Source organism: Roseivirga pacifica, assembly GCF_900111145.1.
GTDB lineage: Bacteria > Bacteroidota > Bacteroidia > Cytophagales > Cyclobacteriaceae > Roseivirga > Roseivirga pacifica.
In genome coordinates, this window is record NZ_FOIR01000002.1 from 1,066,802 (window position 1) to 1,087,910 (window position 21,109).

22 protein-coding genes are annotated in these 21,109 nt (G+C 41.5%); 11 read left to right on the forward strand and 11 right to left on the reverse strand.

The genetic code is table 11. The annotated features are described in order from the left end of the window. Positions 1-73 precede the first annotated feature (73 nt). From BMW98_RS13345 to BMW98_RS13360, 4 genes are all read left to right on the forward strand, one after another. Positions 74-550 carry a heme-binding domain-containing protein gene (locus BMW98_RS13345; RefSeq protein WP_090259076.1) on the forward strand — a complete coding sequence of 159 codons (477 nt, stop codon included), beginning with the start codon at positions 74-76 and terminating at the stop codon, positions 548-550. Next, positions 540-893 (forward strand): VOC family protein, encoded by a 354-nt coding sequence (locus BMW98_RS13350; protein WP_222843646.1) that lies wholly within the window; start codon positions 540-542, stop codon positions 891-893. The genes BMW98_RS13345 and BMW98_RS13350 overlap by 11 nt, the downstream gene beginning before the upstream one ends. A 410-nt stretch (positions 894-1,303) precedes the next feature. Next, positions 1,304-1,675, forward strand: coding sequence for a BlaI/MecI/CopY family transcriptional regulator (locus BMW98_RS13355; RefSeq protein WP_090259078.1), 372 nt, complete (start codon positions 1,304-1,306; stop codon positions 1,673-1,675). Continuing rightward, complete coding sequence (locus tag BMW98_RS13360) at positions 1,672-4,791, forward strand: M56 family metallopeptidase (RefSeq protein ID WP_090259079.1); 3,120 nt, start codon at positions 1,672-1,674, stop codon at positions 4,789-4,791. The genes BMW98_RS13355 and BMW98_RS13360 overlap by 4 nt, the downstream gene beginning before the upstream one ends. Positions 4,792-5,045: 254 nt before the next feature. Here the strand turns inward: BMW98_RS13360 and BMW98_RS13365 are convergent, their stop codons facing one another. Genes BMW98_RS13365 through BMW98_RS13375 form a run of 3 tightly spaced genes read right to left on the reverse strand, consistent with a single transcriptional unit; the run spans position 5,046 to position 6,251 of the window. Then, positions 5,046-5,303 carry a DUF6952 family protein gene (locus tag BMW98_RS13365; protein WP_090259080.1) on the reverse strand — a complete coding sequence of 86 codons (258 nt, stop codon included), beginning with the start codon at positions 5,301-5,303 and terminating at the stop codon, positions 5,046-5,048. Beyond that, positions 5,284-5,598 (reverse strand): thioredoxin family protein, encoded by a 315-nt coding sequence (locus tag BMW98_RS13370; RefSeq protein ID WP_090259081.1) that lies wholly within the window; start codon positions 5,596-5,598, stop codon positions 5,284-5,286. Before BMW98_RS13370 ends, BMW98_RS13365 begins: the two co-directional genes overlap by 20 nt. Before the next feature lie 14 nt (positions 5,599-5,612). Continuing rightward, the gene (locus tag BMW98_RS13375) at positions 5,613-6,251 is read right to left on the reverse strand and encodes a peroxiredoxin (RefSeq protein ID WP_090259082.1); all 639 of its coding nucleotides are present in this window, start codon (positions 6,249-6,251) and stop codon (positions 5,613-5,615) included. 327 nt (positions 6,252-6,578) lie between these two features. Here BMW98_RS13375 and BMW98_RS13380 point away from each other — a divergent pair, with 327 nt between their 5' ends. Then, positions 6,579-7,139: a pentapeptide repeat-containing protein gene (locus tag BMW98_RS13380; protein ID WP_090259467.1), complete on the forward strand. Its 561-nt coding sequence runs from the start codon at positions 6,579-6,581 to the stop codon at positions 7,137-7,139. A gap of 8 nt (positions 7,140-7,147) precedes the next feature. Here BMW98_RS13380 and BMW98_RS13385 read toward each other — a convergent pair whose 3' ends face one another. After that, the gene (locus tag BMW98_RS13385) at positions 7,148-8,179 is read right to left on the reverse strand and encodes a formimidoylglutamase (protein ID WP_090259083.1); all 1,032 of its coding nucleotides are present in this window, start codon (positions 8,177-8,179) and stop codon (positions 7,148-7,150) included. A 107-nt stretch (positions 8,180-8,286) separates the two neighbouring features. On the opposite strand from BMW98_RS13385, the gene BMW98_RS13390 reads away from it, so the two are divergent. After that, positions 8,287-9,642 (forward strand): sigma-54-dependent transcriptional regulator, encoded by a 1,356-nt coding sequence (locus BMW98_RS13390; RefSeq protein ID WP_090259084.1) that lies wholly within the window; start codon positions 8,287-8,289, stop codon positions 9,640-9,642. Here BMW98_RS13390 and BMW98_RS13395 read toward each other — a convergent pair. Then, positions 9,639-10,016, reverse strand: coding sequence for a response regulator (locus tag BMW98_RS13395; RefSeq protein ID WP_090259085.1), 378 nt, complete (start codon positions 10,014-10,016; stop codon positions 9,639-9,641). The two genes, BMW98_RS13390 and BMW98_RS13395, sit on opposite strands and share 4 nt — an antisense overlap. 231 nt (positions 10,017-10,247) lie before the next feature. Here BMW98_RS13395 and BMW98_RS13400 point away from each other — a divergent pair, with 231 nt between their 5' ends. The 4 genes from BMW98_RS13400 to BMW98_RS13415 all read left to right on the forward strand — a co-directional run bounded on the left by BMW98_RS13400 (position 10,248) and on the right by BMW98_RS13415 (position 15,197). Continuing rightward, positions 10,248-12,632 (forward strand): S9 family peptidase, encoded by a 2,385-nt coding sequence (locus BMW98_RS13400; protein ID WP_090259086.1) that lies wholly within the window; start codon positions 10,248-10,250, stop codon positions 12,630-12,632. Between the two features lie 9 nt (positions 12,633-12,641). Then, positions 12,642-14,348: a gamma-glutamyltransferase gene (ggt, locus tag BMW98_RS13405; RefSeq protein WP_090259087.1), complete on the forward strand. Its 1,707-nt coding sequence runs from the start codon at positions 12,642-12,644 to the stop codon at positions 14,346-14,348. A gap of 85 nt (positions 14,349-14,433) precedes the next feature. After that, the gene (locus tag BMW98_RS13410; RefSeq protein ID WP_090259088.1) at positions 14,434-14,790 is read left to right on the forward strand and encodes a bleomycin resistance protein; all 357 of its coding nucleotides are present in this window, start codon (positions 14,434-14,436) and stop codon (positions 14,788-14,790) included. A gap of 2 nt (positions 14,791-14,792) precedes the next feature. Next, the gene (locus tag BMW98_RS13415) at positions 14,793-15,197 is read left to right on the forward strand and encodes an acyl-CoA thioesterase (protein ID WP_090259089.1); all 405 of its coding nucleotides are present in this window, start codon (positions 14,793-14,795) and stop codon (positions 15,195-15,197) included. Positions 15,198-15,249: 52 nt separating this feature from the next. Here the strand turns inward: BMW98_RS13415 and BMW98_RS13420 are convergent, their stop codons facing one another. The 6 genes from BMW98_RS13420 to BMW98_RS13445 all read right to left on the reverse strand — a co-directional run bounded on the left by BMW98_RS13420 (position 15,250) and on the right by BMW98_RS13445 (position 20,193). Further along, entirely contained in the window at positions 15,250-16,860 is a 1,611-nt protein-coding gene (locus BMW98_RS13420; RefSeq protein WP_162844723.1) for an OmpA family protein, read from the reverse strand. Positions 16,861-17,004: 144 nt separating this feature from the next. After that, the gene (locus BMW98_RS13425; protein WP_090259091.1) at positions 17,005-17,907 is read right to left on the reverse strand and encodes a histone deacetylase family protein; all 903 of its coding nucleotides are present in this window, start codon (positions 17,905-17,907) and stop codon (positions 17,005-17,007) included. Positions 17,908-18,035: 128 nt separating this feature from the next. Beyond that, positions 18,036-18,584: a hypothetical protein gene (locus BMW98_RS13430; RefSeq protein ID WP_262922691.1), complete on the reverse strand. Its 549-nt coding sequence runs from the start codon at positions 18,582-18,584 to the stop codon at positions 18,036-18,038. Positions 18,585-18,632: 48 nt separating this feature from the next. Further along, positions 18,633-19,154, reverse strand: a complete 522-nt coding sequence (locus tag BMW98_RS13435; protein ID WP_090259093.1) for an acyl-CoA thioesterase — start codon at positions 19,152-19,154, stop codon at positions 18,633-18,635. Then, a complete protein-coding gene (locus BMW98_RS13440) occupies positions 19,154-19,666 on the reverse strand; it encodes a DinB family protein (RefSeq protein WP_090259094.1) in 513 nt (170 codons plus the stop codon). Before BMW98_RS13440 ends, BMW98_RS13435 begins: the two co-directional genes overlap by 1 nt. An 11-nt stretch (positions 19,667-19,677) precedes the next feature. Then, on the reverse strand, positions 19,678-20,193 hold the full coding sequence (locus BMW98_RS13445) for a gamma carbonic anhydrase family protein (protein WP_090259095.1): 516 nt from the start codon (positions 20,191-20,193) through the stop codon (positions 19,678-19,680). Positions 20,194-20,326: 133 nt separating this feature from the next. Between BMW98_RS13445 and BMW98_RS13450 the strand changes: the two genes are divergently transcribed. After that, on the forward strand, positions 20,327-21,067 hold the full coding sequence (locus tag BMW98_RS13450) for a YceI family protein (RefSeq protein WP_090259096.1): 741 nt from the start codon (positions 20,327-20,329) through the stop codon (positions 21,065-21,067). The last annotated feature ends 42 nt before the right edge of the window (positions 21,068-21,109 follow it).

The following is a 21,109-nucleotide window of genomic DNA, read 5'->3' on the forward strand; positions in this document are numbered from 1 at the left end:
ATTCATATAAAAACTTAATCGGCTTTAGGGCGTAGAATCATTATTTCGATAAATTCAAGCAATAATTATTACCATGAAACGCTTATTCTATTTCTTACTCCTTATTGTGCTAATTGCCTTTGTAGCCATTCAATTTGTTGATAGACCTGAAAAAATTGCTGAGCCTGTAACTGAAAACGACATTATAGAACAACTGAATGTGAACCCAGAAATGGCTGGTTTATTAAAAGATGCTTGCTATGATTGTCATTCAAACCAACCGAAATACCCATGGTATGCTAAAATAGCCCCTGTAAGCTGGACCATTGCAGAGCACATTGAGCATGGCCGCGATGAGCTAAACTTTTCTGAATGGGGTACCTATAGCAAACGTAGAAGAGACCATAAGCTTGAAGAAATGGTAGAAGAAGTTGAGGTGGGCAATATGCCGCTACCCAACTATGTGCTTATGCACCCAGAAGCCAACCTGACTACCGAGCAATTCGAAATGCTAAAAAAATGGGTGGGCGAAATGCGCGAACAGATAGCTCAGGAACCTGATGGAGAGTAACATGCAGAACAACCACATCAATTACATAGAACTTGCTGCCAGCGATTTGGAAGCTGTTAAACAATTCTATAGCCACGCCTTTGGATGGAAATTCACCGATTATGGCCCAGAATACACGGCTTTTAATGAAAGTGGATTAGATGGAGGTTTCTACAAATCGGCTGCACCAGTAGTAAATGGCGCCTTGGTTGTGCTCTATCATGAAAATTTGGAAGAGATTCAGAAGACCGTAGTAGCGCATGGAGGCAAAATCGCCAAAGCAATATTCTCCTTCCCGGGAGGAAGAAGATTCCATTTTACTGATCCTGCTGGTAACGAATTGGCCGTTTGGTCCGACAAATAGTCCTAAGCTTTACGAATATAAGCAGCCAATAAACCTAGTGCGCTAGGCTGACTCTTCTGCTGCGGTCCGAAAGAAAAGGAAGTCTTTCTCGGTTAAGGTAAATTCCACCTTCACCAAATAAGCTCGAGCTTTGACAGACTTTCAGTCATTAACTCCTAGGGGTACTATACCCGGAACACCAAGTCTATCAAAGTTTTCAGCGCAAGCCGGCTGGTCTATTAGTTCAGAAATCTCCAGCCTTGGTATCTTCAGCTAGGCATTAGCATTAAACGAGGTCTCACCTGAAGTGAGTCCTTGAGTCAGGTCTTGATTCGTTTCATAATCATTCCCTGATTTGTAAAAACTAAACATTTCGTTTTGATTTTATTTAAGTTATTCTACATTTGTAGAAACACATTTACATTTATAGAATGAACTTACCAAAATCAGAAGAGCAGTTAATGCTCGTTTTATGGAAACTCAAAAAGGCCTTTATGAAGGATATTGTAGAAGCCTACCCTGAGCCCAAGCCAGCAAACACCACGATTGCCACGTTGCTAAAGCGACTTCAAGACAAAAAAGCGGTTGGCTTTACCAAATACGGTAGCGTGCGCGAATACCATCCGCTAATTGCAAAAGATGACTACTTTTCATCACAAATGAGTGGTGCCATTAAGAACTTCTTTAATGACTCGGTGGCACAGTTTGCCTCCTTCTTTACTTCAAAAGACAACTTGACTGATGAGCAATTAGAAGAGCTAAGAAAGATTGTAGATGAACAAATTAAAGCACGCAAAAAATGATAGCGTATCTATTCAAACTCATACTTGCCAGTGCCATTCTGTACGGATTTTACTATCTGTTTTTAAGGCAAGAGCGCATCTTTCATTTCAACAGGTTCTATCTATTACTAATTCTTCCTTTGTCTCTGATACTTCCTCAGCTAACTGTAAAAACAAGTTATGTAGAAGTACCTGCTGTATATCAAGCACCAATTGAAAGCAGTAGGCCAATTGCCAGTAGTTTTGACCTACCAAACAACTCAACGAAAGCAGTTACTACCACACCAACCGCAGCCCCTCCCCTTATTACCTGGCAAGAATCCTTAGCCACCCTATTCATTCTGATAAGCGCATGTTTACTTGTAAGGCTCATTCGAAACCTGGTTAGGCTAAGGCAATTTCGTAACAGTGGCGAAGTAATTCAAGAGGGTAAACATACACTGTGCTTGAGGGAAGATATTTCCAGTTCATTCACATTCCTGAACACCATATTTACCAATAAAACAGAATTCAAAGCAGGTAAACTGCCCAAGGAAATATTGGCTCACGAGGCAATTCATGCGGCACAAAAACACAGTGTTGACATTATACTAATGGAGTTGCTCAACGTTTTCCTTTGGTTCAATCCGGTACTTTACCTCATTAAGCAATCCATAAAGCTGAATCATGAATTTCTGGCCGATAATGGGGTGTATACCAAACACAATTCTATACCACAATACCAGCAGACCTTATTGCATTACGCTAAAATAAATGCGAACAACGAACCACTTTTAGCCAGTAGGCTAACCTATGGCGAAACAAAAAAACGATTAAAGATCATGGTTAAATCAACAAACAAACACATTACCAGAGCAAAAGTAACTTTGGCGTTTATAGCCATTGCAGCAACTGCTTTCTTTCTAGGCAGGGAACGAGTAGTAGCGCAATTCGCTGAACCACTTAAACATCGACAATTATTTAATATTGAAGGCGACTCAATACGGCTTGGAGAAAAGCTAATCCCAAAGGTAAGCATGAGTCCAAGTACAAAACTAAAGTACATAACCAATGAGGGAACCGTTAGAGAAGCCGAATATGGTAACCTCTCAAAAAACGAGTTAGAACGTTTTGCGAGTCCAGAAGCGGATGGAAGCATTTTAATCATAGATAAAGAAACCGGAGTACTTAAATGGACCAACTATCGGGAGTTGGTTGATGGAACAACCAAGTTCAACTTCTCATTAGATCTAATAAAAAGTAATGTTCAAATAGAACAAGCACCACCAGCACCACTCTTAATAACACTAGGATCAAAAACTTGGGTAAAAATAAGAGACAAGAATAATAATTGGATTTCAAAAGGCTACAATGATTTAACTCTTGAGGATCGTATGTTAATGAGTGATTCCACTTCAGAAAGTTATATCGTCATCCCTCCGGCTGAGCAAATGCAAGTAAAACAGGGCTTCATAGATGAACTCAGCGGCAATTTGCGCTACAAAGTCTGGGTGAACAATTCTTTGATTGAAAACAGTCAACTAAAGACATATGATCTTAATAAATTCCATCATTACTACCGCGTTGATGTTAGACAGAAGGACGAATACCCTGACATAGACTTCTTGATTGTATTCAAAACCAAAGACTACTGGTGGGCATCGGATGAACCCCAAGGAAAACTCTATCCCTTTCCTCTAAAATGGAGATCAGACTTTGAAGTTATCAAGGAAAAGGACTTAGAGAAAATAAATAGCTCCATACACCCACACACCATTGTTCGGTTTACGAACGAGAATGAAAAAACCGTAGAGAAAAAATTCTCAGAACTATCAGAAGCGGATCAAACTAAGTTTAAAGCCGGAGATTTTAAAAACCAGCAATTCTTTTTACCCCCACCTCCACCAGCATATATATCAGAAGAAATGCTGAATGAGTTTGCGAACAATGATAAATATCAAGTGTGGTTAAACGATAAACAAGTAGCTCCTAAAAGTCTAAAAGATTATAGCCCGAATGATTTCCATCATTATCGGAAGATACCTTTGAATAACATTTCTAAAACTAGGATTGTATTCATCACTCAGGATCATTGGAAAAACTCAGGATTGGCTAATGGTACTTGGGTAAACTACCTTGTAATAAAGGATAATGAGCCGAATAAAAAAGAAAACCCAGAGCCTCAGGAACCAACGAACAGGTTTCCTGCATACATCTTTCATGACAATTCAAAAATCAGAAAGCTAGACAAAACAGGTAGAGTTATTGAAAATGATGGTGATGTAGAAGTGGCGAAAGTACAGTTCTTTATTCCTCCAACTAAAGCCAAGCCGGTAACCTCTAAAGAACTAGAGAAGCTACTTTCCAACGAAAACTACACACTTTGGGTTAACAATACACTTGTCAAAGACAAGTCAAATTTAGCTATTGCCCCTTCTCAAATACACCATACTCAAGACATATCAGAAGGACAACAACACTTTGTGAACCTTATTACTACTGACTACTCAGAGTTGGACAAAATAGAAAACGGCTTTTGGCTCACCATACCAGAAAGCTATGCTGATGAATTTATTCCGAAATACTTAGAAACAGAAGACAAAAAAGACCGCAAGCAAGAGGCAAATATCCAAGGGCGTAAGAATGTAAAAGATCTCCCTCAAGAATATTTGACCGAAATAGAAGAATCAGCAAAGCCCCAAAACGGCCAACACGAAATGGTTATACCGACCAATTTAGTAGTGATGTTTAAAAGTATTGAAGGCAATTGGATTGAAAGTAAGATAAACCAACTCTCTGAAGAAGAATTCTCCTACTTTCAAACACCAGCAGCCAAAGCTCATATTTACTCTACACACATGGGAATGACAACACCATCTCAATTTCCATTACAAGCATTAGGCAATGATAACTGGAAAGTATATGTCAATGATGTTGCCATTAATAAATCGGAATACAAGCTATTTGATTTCGAAAAGGATTTTGTAAAAGCCGTACCCAATGCCCCCGCTCCTAATCACCCTGATTACATTGAAAATGTCAGCCAAGTAGCTTTCTACACAGATGATTACCCTAAGCTTGAAGAACTGAAAGGCGATGGCTGGATAAGGTTGGATTATTTACCAGGAAAGAAGGTTTTTAAATCACCAAGTGAATAAGTTCAGCTTTGACAAACTTTCAGTCACTAACTGCTGTGGGTTAAACAGAAACTGATCATAACAGAAACACCAAGTTTGTCAAAGTTTTCAGCGCAACTGGACCTTTCTATTAGTTCAGAAATCTCCAGCCTTGGTATCCTCTGCTAGGTATTAATCAAGGTCTCACTTGAAGTGAGGCCTTGATTAGGAAAAACAGCAACAAAAAACCCTGACTCCTAGCGGAATCAGGGTTTATATTTTCATTCAAACCTGAATTACTTATCGATAGAGCCCATTACACGCTTCATAAATTCATTCAGCGCTTCTTTCTTAGGCTTGCCCTCTTTTATAAGTCCTTGTACTTCAATGGCTCCGTAAAGGTTAGAAATAAGCTCTCCGATCACATCGAGTTCTTCATCCTTTAGGTTTTCGCATTCAGTCAAGTCCTCAAGGGTTTCAATGGCCTCTAGCACAAAGTCCTGATCGTTCTTTTCGATAAAATCAGTAACATGCTTAATTAGCGGCAACCTCATCGACTAGTTCTTTTAAAGATTCGAATTTGTTTGTTTGAACTTGGTTAACGAACTCACCACCTTTGAAAGCAGCAAAAGTTGGTAAGTTGTTTACCTGTGCAAGTTTTCTCGACTCCGGAAACTTCTCAGCATCTACAATTACAAATGTGGCATCTGTAATTTCGTTCGAAAGCTTCTTGAACTTAGGCTTCATAATTCGGCAGTTGCCGCACCAACTTGCCGAAAACTGTACGAATACCGTTTTGTTCTCAGCTACTACTTCTTGCAAATTATCTTGTGATAGTTCTGTAACCATTTCTGTGCTATTTTTTAGTTATTGCTCAAGTATGAAGCAACGCCTTTTCTATCTGCATTCATCGCTTCTTTTCCTTCTTCCCAGTTTGCAGGGCAAACCTCACCGTGTGTTTGAACGTGCGTGTAAGCATCGATCAATCTCAGGTATTCGTTTACGTTTCTACCTACAGGCATGTGGTTAATTCCTTCGTGGAATACAGTACCTTCCTCGTCAATTAGGTAAGTAGCTCTGTAAGTTACGTTGTCACCTTCCAACATATCAAGACCAATTTCCTCATCGAATCTTACATCTGTAATGTCAAGAATATCAAGCGTTCTAGCTAGGTTTCTGTTGCTATCGGCCAATAGGCTGTAAGTTACGCCTTCAATTCCACCGTTGTCCTTTGCAGTGTTCAACCAAGCAAAGTGTACCTCAGCAGTATCGCAAGATGCACCTACAACTACGGTGTTTCTCTTGTCGAATTCAGGAAGTGCAGCTTGGAAAGCATGCAACTCAGTAGGGCACACAAAAGTGAAATCTTTTGGGTACCAGAAAAGCAAAACTTTCTTGTTGTTTTTTACAGCTTCTTCCAAAACGTTTAGTTTGAAAGTGTCGCCCATTTCGTTCATGGCGTCTACTGCAAGATTTGGGAATTTTTTACCTACGTAAGTCATGTTTTATTCGTGTTTTAGAATTAGTGATAGTTCTTTTTACTAATGATGCTGCGAAATAAGTGATAAAAACTTCAGGTCAAAAATGCCTTATATACTCTTTAACGATACGTTATTTATAAAACCTATATAGTATATCGATTGCATAAATAACACTTTCTATAGGTACAAGAGCCTCAATAACATAGGTACTTGGGCATGCTTTTACTTAAGAGAAATATTCTCTTGAATCGAATGGAAATAGTAAAAATTTATTCTTCCGAAAAGCTTTTAAATGTCTTTCGACAAAAAGCTCAACTCCTTACCTTAGCCGCACTAAACCTACCTTGCATGCCCATTTTTGAAGACCAGCTTTTTGAAGGAATAACCGCCACAGACATTAACCTTGGCGACTACGAATACTGCACTTTTAAGAATTGCAATTTCGCCAAAGCCAACTTTTCTGCTTACAACTTTATGGAATGTACTTTTGAGGGTTGCGACCTGAGTGGCGCCAATATTCATGAGGCAGGTTTGAAAACCGTGGCATTCAAAAACTGTAAACTCCTTGGTGTTCAATTTGAAAGATGTAATCCCTTTTTACTCGAAATGCGCTTTGAAGGCTGTCAATTAGACCTTTCCTCTTTCTATCAACTAGTGCTAAAAAAAACACTTTTCGATAACTGCAGCATGAAGGAAGTAGACTTTAGCAATTCGGACCTCTCAGCAGCCCGTTTCAATAATTGTGACTTGTATGGCGCAGTTTTCGAGCGCACTAACCTAACCAAAGCCGACTTATCTTCGGCCACCAATTATGGCATAAACCCAGAGGTTAACACCATAACCAAAGCCGTTTTTAGTTTGCCCGGCCTACCTGGCCTTCTAACGAAATACGGTATTAAGGTGGTTTAAGCTTGTCGCTAAATGCCCTTCTCTAAACTTGCCTTTACAAAATCGGTAACCAAATAAGCTAAGCCTTTGCCAACTACCTCCCCTTCGAATGGATTTTGAGGAGCTGCTTCCGAAAGATGCAGGTAAGCCACATTTAAGCCTTCGGCACATTTGCGCACATAGTGGCGCGCCTGCTCAAGCGAAAACCCGCTAGGTGATGTAATGCTCGCAGGCATCATTCTTACAGCCTTTAGGTCGAGCTCTACCCCACTCGGAATTACATCGTGGTACACAAAACCAATCGATTCTATAAGTCGCTTGTCCAAATAAGTGATCTGCTCCAAAAACTGATAATGAATGGTTTCATCAGCCCCCATCGTTTTGAGCATATACTCTGGGTTATAGTTTTCATGCAAACCAAAAACCGCGTACTTATTTAAATATCCCTGCTGCTTAGCATAAGAAAATCCATTGCCGCTATGCCGCCCCTCCAACGATCGAAAGTCTGCCTGAGCGTCCATATTAATGCAGTTAAGCCCCTTTTTTAATTTATGGGCAGCACTTACGCCTTTCAAAATCGGGAAAGTATTGTTTTGCCCGCCACCAATAACAATGGGAGTTAAACCCAAAGCTATAATTTGCTGAATAACAGGGCTCACCAATTCATCCAGCTCATCGCACAGCACATGCAACTTTTGATGGTAAAAATCAGATCCATCTTTTAGCTGACTGGCTTTTTCTTGAAGCTTTTCAGTTTTTATTTCTCCAAAAAGCACGAATTCTTTCCCACTTAAAAAACGATTACTCTGAATATTCAAAAAGCCATTGAGAAAGGCATTAAAAGCGGTTTCGGCCCCACTACGACCAAAATTACCGAGCGCCCCAATGCTTTCTGGAATACCCAAAATTGCGAATCGCGCACCTTTTTTCTTTTGTTCTTCCAGTTTTCGAACATTGCTTGGCTCATATAGGTTAATTTTTTCGCCTAACTTGGTTTCACCTTTTCTGACCTTAACAAACCCATGTAATTGTTCCTTCGTAAAGAAATTCAGCTCTTGCATAAGTCAAATATCAGAAATAACAAACTGAAGTACATACAGAGATCATTATGCTTTTTTAATAATTTCTTTATTACTTATATTCACTAATACTCAAACCAAAGTACAGAATGACCTACGAATCGCAGCAAGTGAAGATTTTTGTGGTAGAAGATGACCCCGTTTACCAAAAAATGTTGCGCTACATTGTTGAGCTGAACCCCGACCATGTAATACAAACATTTTCTACCGGCAGCGAATGCTTGGATCACCTTAATGAAAACCCCACCGTAATCACGCTTGACTATAGCCTACCCGATATGTCGGGCGAAGAGGTTCTGAAAGCGATAAAAACATACAACAAAAACATCAACGTTATTATTGTTTCGTCTCAAGACAGCATTAATACAGCTGTAGAGTTATTAAAACACGGTGCCTACGACTACATTACTAAAGATGCAGACACCAAAAACCGCTTGCTCAATTCTATTAATAACGCAAAAAAGAGTACCTCACTCATCCGTGAAATCAATCAGTTGCGTGAAGAAATTGGCCAAAAGTACGACTTTGCCAAAAGCATAATTGGTGAAAGCTCTGCCATGCAGCGCGTTTTTAAGCTGATGAGCAAAGCCATAAATACAAACATTACGGTTTCTATTACCGGAGAAACGGGTACGGGTAAAGAAGTAATAGCCAAGGCCATTCACTACAACTCCGAAAGAAAGAAAAAGCCATTTGTGGCTGTTAACATTGCTGCTATTCCAGAAACACTGATTGAAAGTGAACTATTCGGCCACGAAAAAGGTGCGTTTACGGGTGCTTTAGCCAGGCGAAAAGGAAAGTTTGAAGAAGCACACACAGGCACACTCTTTTTAGATGAGATTGGCGAAATGGACATTAACCTGCAAGCCAAACTATTGAGGGCCTTGCAAGAAAGAGAGGTAACAAGAATTGGTGGAAATGAAGTGGTGAAATTCGACTGTAGAATTTTGGTAGCCACACATAGAAACCTTCCCGAAGAAGTAAAGAAAGGTAACTTTAGAGAAGACCTTTACTACAGGCTTCTTGGTGTGCCAATTGAGCTACCACCTTTAAGAGACAGAGACAAGGACATACTGCTTATTGCACAGCATTTTCTGCAAGAATTCTCTTCAGATAACAACATGGGTAGAATCAGAATTAGTGCTGAAGCCCAAAAGAAGTTACTCAACTACACCTTCCCTGGTAATGTGCGCGAGCTTAAGTCTGTAATTGAGCTATCGGCAGTAATGTGCGATGAAAACGTGATTGAACCGAGTGACATTACTTTGAATACCATGCAAAAGGAAGGGCAATTCCTATGGGAAGAAATGACACTAAGGCAATACACTTTTAAAATAATAAGACACTACCTAGAAAAGTACGACAACAACGTACTTAAAGTGGCCGACAAGCTGGATATCGGGAAATCTAGTATTTACAGGTATTTAAAAGAGATGGAAGATTAAGCCATCACCGACTCCCTAAAAATACTATCAATAGACTCCTTGAGCTTTTTCAGTTCAAGGGGTTTTTCAAAATACCCCACAATATCCGTCATGCTTATTTGCGCAGAAAGCAATTCTGGCTTAAAGCTGCTCAGCACCATTACAGGAATTTGCTGATAAACCGCATGCCCTTTTAGAAAGGAAATCAATTCAACCCCATTCATTTCTGGCATGTCAATGTCAGTCACAATTAAATCGACAGGTAAAACTTGCAGTGTCTCTACCGCTTCTTGACCATTCTCCACAACGGTTACTTCATAAGCCTGAGATAACACAAAGTGAAGGAGTTTTCGAAACCCAAGATCATCTTCTACAACAAGTACGCGTTTCTTCATTTCTTCAGTATTCGACCACGCAATTTACTGAAACCGTGCCAAAAACAAACACTATTAAAAACGAGGTTTGAAGACACTAATCAGCATAAAAAACTGAATTAGAACAGTAAAGCGAAATCCCATGCTGATTCTTTGAATCCCAAATTTGGACAGCAACAGCTTAATGAACTCCATGAATGGCTATCCATTTACTACTGATAATGTTTATGTTTGGGCAAATTAATTCAGAATATGAAGCAACTTCTCACACTTTCATTTTTAGCCTTTTTAGTCTTTGGACTACAAGCACAACAAAGGCCATTAACAGAACTTACCGTTCAGGAGATTATGCAAGAGCCAGACGAGTTTATCGGCACCTCTCCTTCTAGAATTTCATGGTCAAAAGACAGTAAGCATATTTTTTTCCAGTGGAACCCAAATGTAGGGCCGTTTTCAGAAACCTACATGGTGCCTGCTAGTGGTGGTACCCCAGAACAAGTAGAAGATAGCAGCGAAGGCTGGCCAAGCAACTACACTTTCAATTCTGACAGAACAAAGATCGCCTTTGAACGAAACGGTGATATTTTCATCAAAAACCTAAAGTCTGACGAAGAAACACAAATTACAGCTACCAATGCCCGTGAATCTAGCGTAGACTTTCACACCGACAACATTGTATCATTTATTAGCGATAACAACCTTTTTACCATCAACCTAGAAACCGGCCTAATTAGCCAACTCACCAACTTTCAGGTAACAAGCGAAGAGGAAGAAGAAAGACGCGGCAACAGAGGCGGCAGTGAAGGAAACAAGGAACAAGACAACTGGTTGAGAAAAGACCAAGCCCTAACCTCAAGCTACATAAAAGACCAACGCAACAGACCACGCAGAACAGGAGGTTTTTCTCGCTTTATGGACAGAATGAGCGAGGGTAGAAACCCAATTGAGCTAGAAAATGTGCGCAGGCTATCGCTTTCTCCTGACGGAAAGTTTGTAAGCTATATGGTTTATATAGCGCCAGAGAACCCTGCTAAAAGAACTGTTGTACCTGATTTTGTAACACAATCGGGATACACAACCGACCTTAACACCCGTGCCAAGGTTGGTGGTGAGCAAGGCCACATAGAAATGGGCATTTACAGTGTAGAAGGCGACAGCGCTTACACTATTGACGTTGCCCAACTACCTGGCATTAAAGACCTACCAGATTACGTAACGGACTACCCGGAAAAAGAATTTGAGGCAACAGAAAGACAAGTTTCTACCAATGACATGATTTGGTCGGCAGACGGCAAGTATGCCGTAGTTCACTTCGCTTCTATCGACAACAAAGACCGTTGGATCATGCGTTTGCTACCTGACTCAGGTCAGCTTATTGAGATCGATCGTCAAAGAGATGAGGCTTGGATTGCCGGCCCAGGTATTGGTAGCGAATACTCTTCAGGAACTTTCGGCTTTCTTCCAGATAACAAAACCATTTACTTCCAATCAGAGACTAGTGGCTACTCGCATCTTTACACCTACGACATCAGCAAGGGGGTAAAAAAACAACTTACCGAAGGCGATTATGAAGTTTACGATCCGTTCCTATCAAAAGATGGAAAGACCTGGTACTTCACTGCAAACATGAAGCACCCCGGCATTCGCCACTTCTACAGCATGCCACTTAAAGGTGGAAAACCAACTCAAATCTCTCAGAAAGATGGTTGGAATGAATTTGAGCTTTCTCCTGACGAAAAACTACTGGCCGTTCGCCACTCTTACATAGACCAGCCTTACGAGCTTTTTGTACAAGACAATAAAGCCGGTGCCGAAATGAAACAATTAACGGAGAGCTTGAGAGAAGGCTTCCAAAAATACGATTGGTATAAACCAGAGGTAACTACTTTTAAAGCAGAAGATGGTGAAGATGTACATGCAAGAATTTACAAGCCTGAGAACCCGAATGGTGCAGCAGTAATTTTTGTGCACGGTGCTGGTTATTTACAAAACGTACACTACGGTTGGAGCAGCTACTTCCGCGAGTTTATGTTCAACAACCTATTGAGAGCAAAAGGCTATACCGTGCTAGATATTGACTACCGCGCTAGCGCTGGCTATGGTCGCGATTGGAGAACTGGCATTTATCGCTACATGGGTGGAAAAGACCTTTCTGACAATATTGATGGCGCCAAATACTTGGTAAAAGAACACGGTATTGACCCAGATAGAATAGGTATGTACGGTGGTTCATATGGCGGCTTTATCACTTTGTTCGCTATGTTTAAGCACCCAGATGTAATTAGCGCTGGTGCTGCCTTAAGATCGGTTACCGATTGGGCGCATTACAACCACGGTTACACTTCAAACATTCTGAATACACCAATTGAAGACCCAATTGCATACAAAAGAAGCTCCCCTATCTACTTTGCCGATGGCCTTGAGGGCGACCTTTTAATTGCGCACGGCATGGTAGACACCAATGTGCACTTTCAGGATGTAGTGCGCTTGGCACAAAAACTAATTGAGCTTGGAAAAGACAATTGGGAAATGGCCGTTTACCCGGTTGAAAACCACGGATTTACTACGCCAAGTGGCTGGACAGACGAATACAAGCGTATTCTTAAGCTGTTTGAAAACACAATTGGTAAACAATAACCGAATACTATGAATAAACTAAAATTATTTGTGCTAGCAGGGCTTATTGGCCTTGCTTCCTGCACTACTCCAGAGCAAGAAACACCAAAGAAGAGAGGCCTTGTTACAGAAAAGGCAATGGTAGTTTCGGCTCACCCCCTCGCCTCTGAAATAGGCAAAAACATTATGGAACAAGGTGGCAACGCTGTCGATGCAGCTATTGCCACTCAATTTGCGCTAGCAGTGGTTTACCCAGGTGCGGGCAACATTGGTGGTGGTGGTTTTATGGTCAGCCGAATGGCGAATGGCGAAATTGCTACGCTAGATTATCGCGAAAAAGCTCCGTTAGCAGGTGGTAGAGATATGTACTTAGACGAAAATGGCGATGTAATTGACCGCTTAAGCACCAGAGGCCACTTGGCGGCCGGTGTACCAGGAACAGTTGCCGGTTTAGCAGCTGCTCACAAAAAATACGGTAAGCTCGATTGGAAAGCCTTGGTTCAACCTGCGATAGACCTAGCAGCAAACGGCTGGGAACTGACAGAAAAAGAAGCTGGCAAACTCAATGGAAATGCCGAAGCATTTAGGACCTATAACACCGTAATGCCTGAGTACTTTTTGAAAAATGAGGGTGAAGAATGGAAAGCTGGTGATATGGTGAGTAACCCTGACCAAGCCGCTACCCTTACCCGAATTAGAGACAACGGACGAGATGGCTTCTATAAAGGTGAAACTGCCAAGTTGATAGTGGAAGAGATGGAACGTGGCAACGGCCTTATTTCATTGGAAGACTTAGCCGGTTACGAAGCCGTTTGGAGAAAGCCCATTACTGGACAATACAGAGATTATGGCTTTATTTCAATGCCTCCACCATCTAGCGGTGGTGTGGCCATAGCACAACTTTTCAATGCGGTTGAGCCCTTTGACCTTAAGGAAATGGGTTTCCATTCTACTGAAAGTATTCACTTAATTGCTGAAGCAGAAAGACGTGTTTATGCCGACAGAGCTGAACATTTGGGCGATACTGACTTTTGGGATGTGCCTAGAGATGGCCTTACGGAAAAGGCTTACATGACAGAGAGAATGAAAGACTTCTCTGGCGAGAAGGCGACCCTAAGCAGCGATATTAGTGCTGGTTCGCCTGCGGGCTATGAAAGCGATGAAACCACTCACCTATCGGTGATTGATGGGGACGGAAATGCAGTTTCAGTTACCACTACTTTGAATGGCGGCATGGGCTCGAAAGTCTTTGTTGGTGGTGCAGGGTTCTTGCTCAACAACGAAATGGACGACTTTAGCATTAAGCCGGGCACTCCGAATATGTACGGCCTTGTAGGTGGCGAAGCTAATGCCATACAGCCAGGTAAACGCATGCTAAGCTCTATGACGCCCACTATTGTAACCAAAGGCGACAAGCTTTATATGGTGGTGGGTACTCCGGGCGGATCAACCATTATTACTTCTGTTTTTCAAACGATATTGAATGTAGTGGAATGGGATATGGGCATGCAAGAGGCGGTTGAAGCACCTCGCTTCCACCACCAGTGGCTACCAGATGGTATTATGTACGAAAGAGACGGGTTTGATCAGGCAACACTTGACGCGCTGAAAGCCAAAGGACATGAATTCTTCGATCGTGGAGCTATTGGCCGCGTAGATGCCATTTTAGTATTGCCTGATGGTAAACTTGAAGGTGGGGCCGATCCTAGAGGAGATGATAAAGCAGCTGGTTTTTAACAAGTCCGCACACGGAATTAAAAACATTACAATGTAACTTGAGGAGCGATGAAAGTCGCTCCTTTTTAATTTAAACGATAAGTAAATGCCATTAAGAAAAGCCATACCTGTTCTTGCAGCCCTAAATGTTCCGCGTTTAGCCAATTGGTACAAAGACAAACTCAATTTTAAGATTGGCTTTTGCGATGAGGGTTATGGCATCATCGGCCGGGATGATATTATTATCCATTTTTGGCATGCCAACGATGAGATATTCCCTAAAAACACCTCTTGCTACATTGATGTTGATGAAGTAGACGAGTTATACGAAGAAATGAAAGCTGCCGGAGTTGTTCACCCAAATGGTCCGCTTAAAAATCAGCCACATGGTATGCGGGAGTTCGCAATACTAGACTTGGACGGAAATCTTATCCGATTTGGACAACCACTAGAGGACAACTAAGCATGGGAGAGGCGAAAGTTTTTGAGCTAAACATTACTGTTGAGCAGCAGCATTTAGATGAAATGAATCATGTAAACAATGTGCAGTACCTTCAGTGGGTACAAGATGTGGCCAAAGCACATTGGGAGCATGCTGCAAAACCGGAATGGCTAGCAACTTATGCATGGTTTGCTGTGGATCACTTTATTGAATACAAAAAACCAGCATTTTTGGGCGAAGCGCTCATTGTAAAAACACACGTAAAAGCGTTCACTGGTGTAAAATCGCACCGATTGGTTAGGATATATAAAGCTGAAAACGGAGAGTTAGTAGCACAAGCCAGCACTAATTGGTGCATGGTAAACAAAGCGACACAACGCCCTGCCAGAATACCCCAAGAAATGATTGAAGCCTATTTTGAATCCTAGCGAAGTTTAAAATGCATGCGGATGTTTCAGCTTTTGCCAATGCTCTCGCCTACTACTTAATAATTACAAACTCTACTCTCCTGTTCATTTCGCGGCTAGTAGGATTATCGTTATCGCTTACTGGCTGTTCGCCACCATAACCTACAAACTCAATTCTTTCACCATCAATTCCCTCGGCAATCATGTAATGGCGCACGGCTTTTACACGGTCTTCCGAAAGCTTTTTCAGTAGTCTTGCATCTCCACGATTGTCTGTATGACCTTCCAGCCTAATAGCCATTCCTGGGTTGTCCTTCATCATTTTAACCACCACATCTATTTGGCTATGGGCAACTTCTAAATCACTAAAAATATCGCTCCCTCTGTTAAAGAGCACATTTTCAATTGTCATTTTAGTACCCACATCTTCTGGGGTCAAAAAGAAGGTTTCCACACCACTTTCAAACTCATTGCTCATGGCTTGCGTGGTAGCAAAAGCTTCAAATTGCTCGGTATACTTTAAATAACCGCCAGCCTCAATGGTTACATCTACTTTTGTTTGCTCTTCAAAAGCTTTCATAAACTTGCCACCATTCTGCTCTAACTGCCCAGTATTCACTCTTAACTCTTGCCCGTTGTACTCGAAAAGCACATCTGCACTCACTGGTTTTTCTGTGCGTTTATCCAACACCTGAAACGTCATTACCACCATGGTTTCTTGCGTAGCCTCAACCTCTGGTTCATCCGCCACCTCAATGGCGGCAGGCTGTTCTACCACAGGTTCAATTGGCGAATCCATCTCATAACTCACAATATCTCCAAGCCCTTCAGAGTCTTGCGTACTCGACAAGTATGCATTATTTCCCTCAAAAGGAATGGAAAAGCCTAGCTCCACTCCTGCAGTATTGATGGCATCACCCAAGTTTTGCGGTTCAGACCAGTTGGTCCATGAGCCATCCATTCTTTCTGCAACAAAAATGTCGCGGCTACCTTTACCGCCATGGCCGTTCGAGGCAAAGTAGAGTTTCTTGTTATTGTGGTCTAAAAAAGGCGTCCATTCTTCCGCATAAGTATTGATCACATTTCCTAAGTTTTGCGGTTGACTCCATTCGCCATCGGCTTGCGCGAAAGAAACGTACAAGTCTTCATTACCTTCCGTTAAATAAGACTTTATGGCCATTATTAGTACTTTCTCATCGCGTGAAATAGTGGCACTCATGTGCGGAGAATCATTCTGTAAATAGCGGATGCGCAATCTTTCTGGTTCAGACCACTCGCCATTTACGAGTGTACTCATGGCCACGCCATTTCTTAAAGTACCAACGCCATTTCCGCTGTCATCTAAATAATTGAGCAAGTACATACGCGTTCCATCGGCAGAAAAGCCCACCACGCCATTCAAACCTTGGTGGTTGATGACCTTACCAGCATGCACAGGCTTGGTGTAACCAGAGTCCGTCACATTGCTATACCAAATATCACCCCTGTCAATTACCCCACCAATATTGGCAGCGTGCCCCGCACGAGTAAAGTAGAGTCTATTACCATCGGGGCTAAGCACCGGGTTAAACTCATTATAAGCGGAATTAATATTTTCAATTTTCTGATGCTGAACCTCTTGCGCCTTAGCAGACACAAATGCGAACAACGTAAGAAAACATACGGCTTTAATCTTTCTGAACATAGGGGAATTCATTCTCTGATCATCGAATTAACGACAAATCGAAACGGATATTCAAGATAGTGTGCTTAAAAATTGTTAATGCAAACTAAGTAAATAAAGCTTAGAGTTGATAGTACATTTCGGCTGAAAAACAGGCCAATACCTCTAAAAATAGATTTCTTGTGCCAAGCGATAAGTATTGGCGTGCGCCTCTACAATGTGCGCTATTTTCTGCGAGTAGCCGCCACCCATACTCGCTACCACGGGTATGTTGTTGTTAAAACAAGTCTGAAGTACAGTCCTGTCACGCTCTTTACACCCCGCAATGGTCATACCTAGGCGACCAAGTTTATCAGTTGCCAGTACATCTACCCCCGACTGAAAAAAGACAAAATCAGGAGCCACCGCATCCATCAATCGGGGCAGGTTCTCCCTAAGAATTTTCAAGTAAGCATCATCTTCAATTCCATCAGGCAGGCCAATATCTAGATCAGACTTTTCTTTGTGCATGGGATAATTGGCCGCGCCATGCATACTGAACGTAAAAACACGAGGCTCCTGCTCAAAAATCTGAGCCGTCCCGTTTCCCTGATGTACGTCTAAATCAACAACCAACACTTTTTTGGCCAGTCCTTCATCCAGTAAATAATTAGCAGCAATGGCAATGTCATTCAAAAGGCAAAACCCCTCGCCTCTATCGGTAAACGCATGGTGTGTACCTCCAGCAATATTCATGGCAATACCGAACTCTAAGGCATACTTAGCAGCCATTAGTGTCCCGTTCATTATGGTCACCTCTCGCGCTACCAATTGTTGAGAAAGCGGAAAACCAGTCTTGCGTTCCTCCTTCCTATCGAGCGACAAACTCTTCAACTTCTTCCAGTAATTGGCGTCATGCGTTCTTAAAACAAGCCCTTCGGGTAGAGCGGCTGGCGCAAAAAAATTCTCATGGCTTACTGTTCCCTCATACAACAGCTGCTCAGGTAGCAAGTTGTATTTCTCCATCGGAAAGCGATGATTCTTAGGCAGCGGGTGCGCATAAATTTCAGTCCAGGCTATTTTGAGCATTTTGGATTAAAAAGCCAAAACTGAGCAAATATGTTTTAGATGCCACAACTTTAATTGGAAATTAGCTTTGCAAACAAAAAACGCCAGCTAAAACTAGCTGGCGTTTAATTCATTTATCATTATTTCAATTAGGCCTCTTCAAATTGGAATGAATAAAGCGTGGTATCCAGCTTGAGGGTTTCTTCATTAAAATCATTAATGAATTTCTGAATCACCTCGTCTGTAATTTCTTCCACATTCAATCCGGCATCTAAACCAATACCAAAATCAATGTTTTCATCAATATCTACGTGCTCCTGAACCTTCACGGTTTCCTCTTCTTCCAGCTCGTCCATCACCTCTGTTAGGTAAAGTCCAATTTCCTCATCCAGGTCATCTAAAGGTGTAATGTCACCGTTCTCATCCTCCTCATAATCAATGGCCTTAAATTGCGGGAATTTTTGAGCTACCTTATGCTGGGCAAGATCGAATACTTCACTATTGTGTTGCATTCGCAAAGTGTAGAGCGCTGCATCGTAGATTGCCTCCTTACCGTTAAAAACCCCAATAAAGTAGAAGTTTCTAAACTCTTCATTATTGTCATCCGAATCGATAACGACAAAATTTTTACCGGCTTTGGCAATCTCCTCCTTCAATTTCTGGATCTCTTTTGAGTCAAATCCGAGGTTGTCTTGCATAATATTGTTTTATGATTCTTTTATTAATTTAAATAATTCTTCAAAATTTCAAAAACCCAGCTTCACTTGCTCTTTAACTTTTTTCACTCGGTTATCAAATTCATGTGCGTGATAATCTACATCTCCATATTTAGTGGCCTCCAAATATTGTAAAATCGGCTCACTATGGGCGACAGTTTTACCAGTTTTTAAGCCCACATATTTCATTGTGGTCCACATTAAGGTTTTGAGGTGCGACTTCTCATCATCCATCATTAAATACTCCAGCACCACGGTATCTTCATTATACCAAATCAGTCGGGTTACAATTTTAACCCACTCGCCCACCATGGCCGATCTTAAATAGGCTATGTGATGATTATAAACAACCCAAACAGCATCAAACTGTTTTATAAGATCCTTTAATTCAACACCATAGAGCTTTGGCACCTGATCTTCTCGGGCATTGAAAAAATAGTCGAAATACTTGGCGTTATTCAGGTGATTGAGCGGATCGCAGTCTTGAAAACGAACCACTACACGCGATTCGGTTTGTTTGGCGTATTCCTTAGTCGGGTCAATAAAAAACATTAGAGGTATCGGCTATTTATAATGGAAATATGATGTGCCACATGGCCAGCTGTCATTGCAGCCAAAGCCCTTACCGAAACAGGAAAACCACTGGCATTTCCCATATTCATTTGTTGATCTTCGGTAATATTCTCAAACAAACAAATGGTGGCTACCCTTAAAGACACAAATTCATCGATAAAAGATGAGAAAGGGCGCTGAGCTATAGCCGCATTATTCAAATAAACATCCTGATCCATTGCTGGCATATCCTGTCTATCGCCACGAGCAAAGCACAGTGCCCGATAGGTAAACACACGTTCAGTATCATTTATATGCTGCATCAATTCCTTAATAGTCCATTTACCAGGTGCATAAGCAAAATCGTGCTTGGCTTTGGGTATTTGCCATAAAAAATCGGGAACCGACTTAAGTTGCTTTTTCAGAGTAACCAGCACATCGCTATCGTGCAGCTGGTTCATATATGGCTGGTAGAATGGATTATATTCTGTTTCGAGGGGCTTTACAATCATGGTAGGAATGCTTAGTCTTTGTCAATCCAAGTGGTATACGTTTTATAGTTTTCTGGTGTTTTGTCAATCACCTGGCGCAGCTTCGCATCTATATCTTTTATCTTTTTGGCAGGCGTACCGGCATACAAACTGTTAGGTTCTACAACTGTGTTTGCTAATACCACCGCACCAGCAGCAATCATGGAACCTTCTTTAATTATGGCATTGTCCATTACAATCGCCCCCATACCAATAAGCACGTTGTCTTCCACCTGGCAACCATGTACAATGGCATTGTGCCCTATGGAAACATTGTTACCCAAAATGGTTTTGGAATGATTTAGCGTACCATGAACAACGGCACCGTCCTGCACATTACAATTTTCTCCCATGGTAATGGAACAAACATCGCCACGTACAACAGCATTAAACCAAACATTGCAATTGTTACCCATGCTTACATCGCCCACCACAGTGGCATTTTCGGCCAGCCAACAATTCTCACCCATACTGGGTTTTATCCCTTTTACTCCTTTTATCAGTGCCATGTAAAAAATATATGTACCTACATTGAACTTTTGTAAACCTTCATTAGTTATGTTTGCGATTCAAAAAAATGGGGCTCACAAAAAGTCCTGACACGAAATAAAGAAACATAACGGAATCGATAATTAAACAGCTATGAAAATTTTAAAATCAACTTTAGCTCTAGCCCTACTCGCAGCAGTAGTATTGAGCTGTGGATCGAACGGTAAGACCGTAGAAACAAGCGATGCCAAAGCAGTAAAAGCAAACGCAGAAGCAACTGCAATTCCTGTAGCGACTACCGAAAGCATTGTAACTTGGATTGGATCTAAACCAGCAGGTAAGCACAATGGTACTATTGGCATTACTGAAGGAAACGTATTGGTAGATGGCAACAAAGTAGTTGGCGGTACATTTACAATAGACATTAACTCTTTGACTGTAGTTGATTTACCAGCAGACTCTGAGTGGAATGCTAAATTGAAAGGTCACTTGCTTAACGCTGACTTTTTTGATGCAGCCAACCACCCAACTGCTACTTTTGAGATTACTGAAGTAAGCCCATTTGCTCAAGCGGAATTAACTGCTGACAAAGCGGAGTTTGAGTCTGAATTTACCCCTGCTTCGCTTAGCGAAGTAATGGTTGAAAACCCAACGCACTTTGTTTCTGGTAACCTTACAATGAGAGGTACTACTAAAAACATTACTTTCCCTGCTTCTGTAAGCATTGAAAATGGCCAAGTAAAAGCTGTTGCCAACTTTAACATTGACAGAACCGATTGGAAACTAATGTATGGTGACGAAGCAAGCGTAGCTGATAAAGCAAAAGACGAATTTATTTACAATACAGTAAACGTTGGTTTTGAGCTTAAAGCTGGAACTGGCGCAGCGCTGTAACAACAACAAACCTATAGATAGCAAAAGCCCGTGGAAACTCGG

Excerpts from the sequence above, each read along its gene's own strand:
- BMW98_RS13410 (WP_090259088.1), top strand. The coding sequence starts at position 14,434 with ATGCCATTAAGAAAAGCCATACCTGTTCTTGCAGCCCTAAATGTTCCG.
- BMW98_RS13435 (WP_090259093.1), bottom strand. The coding sequence starts at position 19,154 with ATGTTTTTTATTGACCCGACTAAGGAATACGCCAAACAAACCGAATCG.
- BMW98_RS13440 (WP_090259094.1), bottom strand. The coding sequence starts at position 19,666 with ATGATTGTAAAGCCCCTCGAAACAGAATATAATCCATTCTACCAGCCA.
- BMW98_RS13355 (WP_090259078.1), top strand. The coding sequence starts at position 1,304 with ATGAACTTACCAAAATCAGAAGAGCAGTTAATGCTCGTTTTATGGAAA.
- BMW98_RS13380 (WP_090259467.1), top strand. The coding sequence starts at position 6,579 with ATGCCCATTTTTGAAGACCAGCTTTTTGAAGGAATAACCGCCACAGAC.
- BMW98_RS13395 (WP_090259085.1), bottom strand. The coding sequence starts at position 10,016 with ATGAAGAAACGCGTACTTGTTGTAGAAGATGATCTTGGGTTTCGAAAA.
- BMW98_RS13360 (WP_090259079.1), top strand. The coding sequence starts at position 1,672 with ATGATAGCGTATCTATTCAAACTCATACTTGCCAGTGCCATTCTGTAC.
- BMW98_RS13350 (WP_222843646.1), top strand. The coding sequence starts at position 540 with ATGGAGAGTAACATGCAGAACAACCACATCAATTACATAGAACTTGCT.
- BMW98_RS13345 (WP_090259076.1), top strand. The coding sequence starts at position 74 with ATGAAACGCTTATTCTATTTCTTACTCCTTATTGTGCTAATTGCCTTT.
- BMW98_RS13430 (WP_262922691.1), bottom strand. The coding sequence starts at position 18,584 with ATGCAAGACAACCTCGGATTTGACTCAAAAGAGATCCAGAAATTGAAG.
- BMW98_RS13400 (WP_090259086.1), top strand. The coding sequence starts at position 10,248 with ATGAAGCAACTTCTCACACTTTCATTTTTAGCCTTTTTAGTCTTTGGA.
- BMW98_RS13445 (WP_090259095.1), bottom strand. The coding sequence starts at position 20,193 with ATGGCACTGATAAAAGGAGTAAAAGGGATAAAACCCAGTATGGGTGAG.
- ggt (WP_090259087.1), top strand. The coding sequence starts at position 12,642 with ATGAATAAACTAAAATTATTTGTGCTAGCAGGGCTTATTGGCCTTGCT.
- BMW98_RS13415 (WP_090259089.1), top strand. The coding sequence starts at position 14,793 with ATGGGAGAGGCGAAAGTTTTTGAGCTAAACATTACTGTTGAGCAGCAG.
- BMW98_RS13370 (WP_090259081.1), bottom strand. The coding sequence starts at position 5,598 with ATGGTTACAGAACTATCACAAGATAATTTGCAAGAAGTAGTAGCTGAG.
- BMW98_RS13425 (WP_090259091.1), bottom strand. The coding sequence starts at position 17,907 with ATGCTCAAAATAGCCTGGACTGAAATTTATGCGCACCCGCTGCCTAAG.
- BMW98_RS13375 (WP_090259082.1), bottom strand. The coding sequence starts at position 6,251 with ATGACTTACGTAGGTAAAAAATTCCCAAATCTTGCAGTAGACGCCATG.
- BMW98_RS13385 (WP_090259083.1), bottom strand. The coding sequence starts at position 8,179 with ATGCAAGAGCTGAATTTCTTTACGAAGGAACAATTACATGGGTTTGTT.
- BMW98_RS13390 (WP_090259084.1), top strand. The coding sequence starts at position 8,287 with ATGACCTACGAATCGCAGCAAGTGAAGATTTTTGTGGTAGAAGATGAC.
- BMW98_RS13420 (WP_162844723.1), bottom strand. The coding sequence starts at position 16,860 with ATGTTCAGAAAGATTAAAGCCGTATGTTTTCTTACGTTGTTCGCATTT.
- BMW98_RS13450 (WP_090259096.1), top strand. The coding sequence starts at position 20,327 with ATGAAAATTTTAAAATCAACTTTAGCTCTAGCCCTACTCGCAGCAGTA.
- BMW98_RS13365 (WP_090259080.1), bottom strand. The coding sequence starts at position 5,303 with ATGAGGTTGCCGCTAATTAAGCATGTTACTGATTTTATCGAAAAGAAC.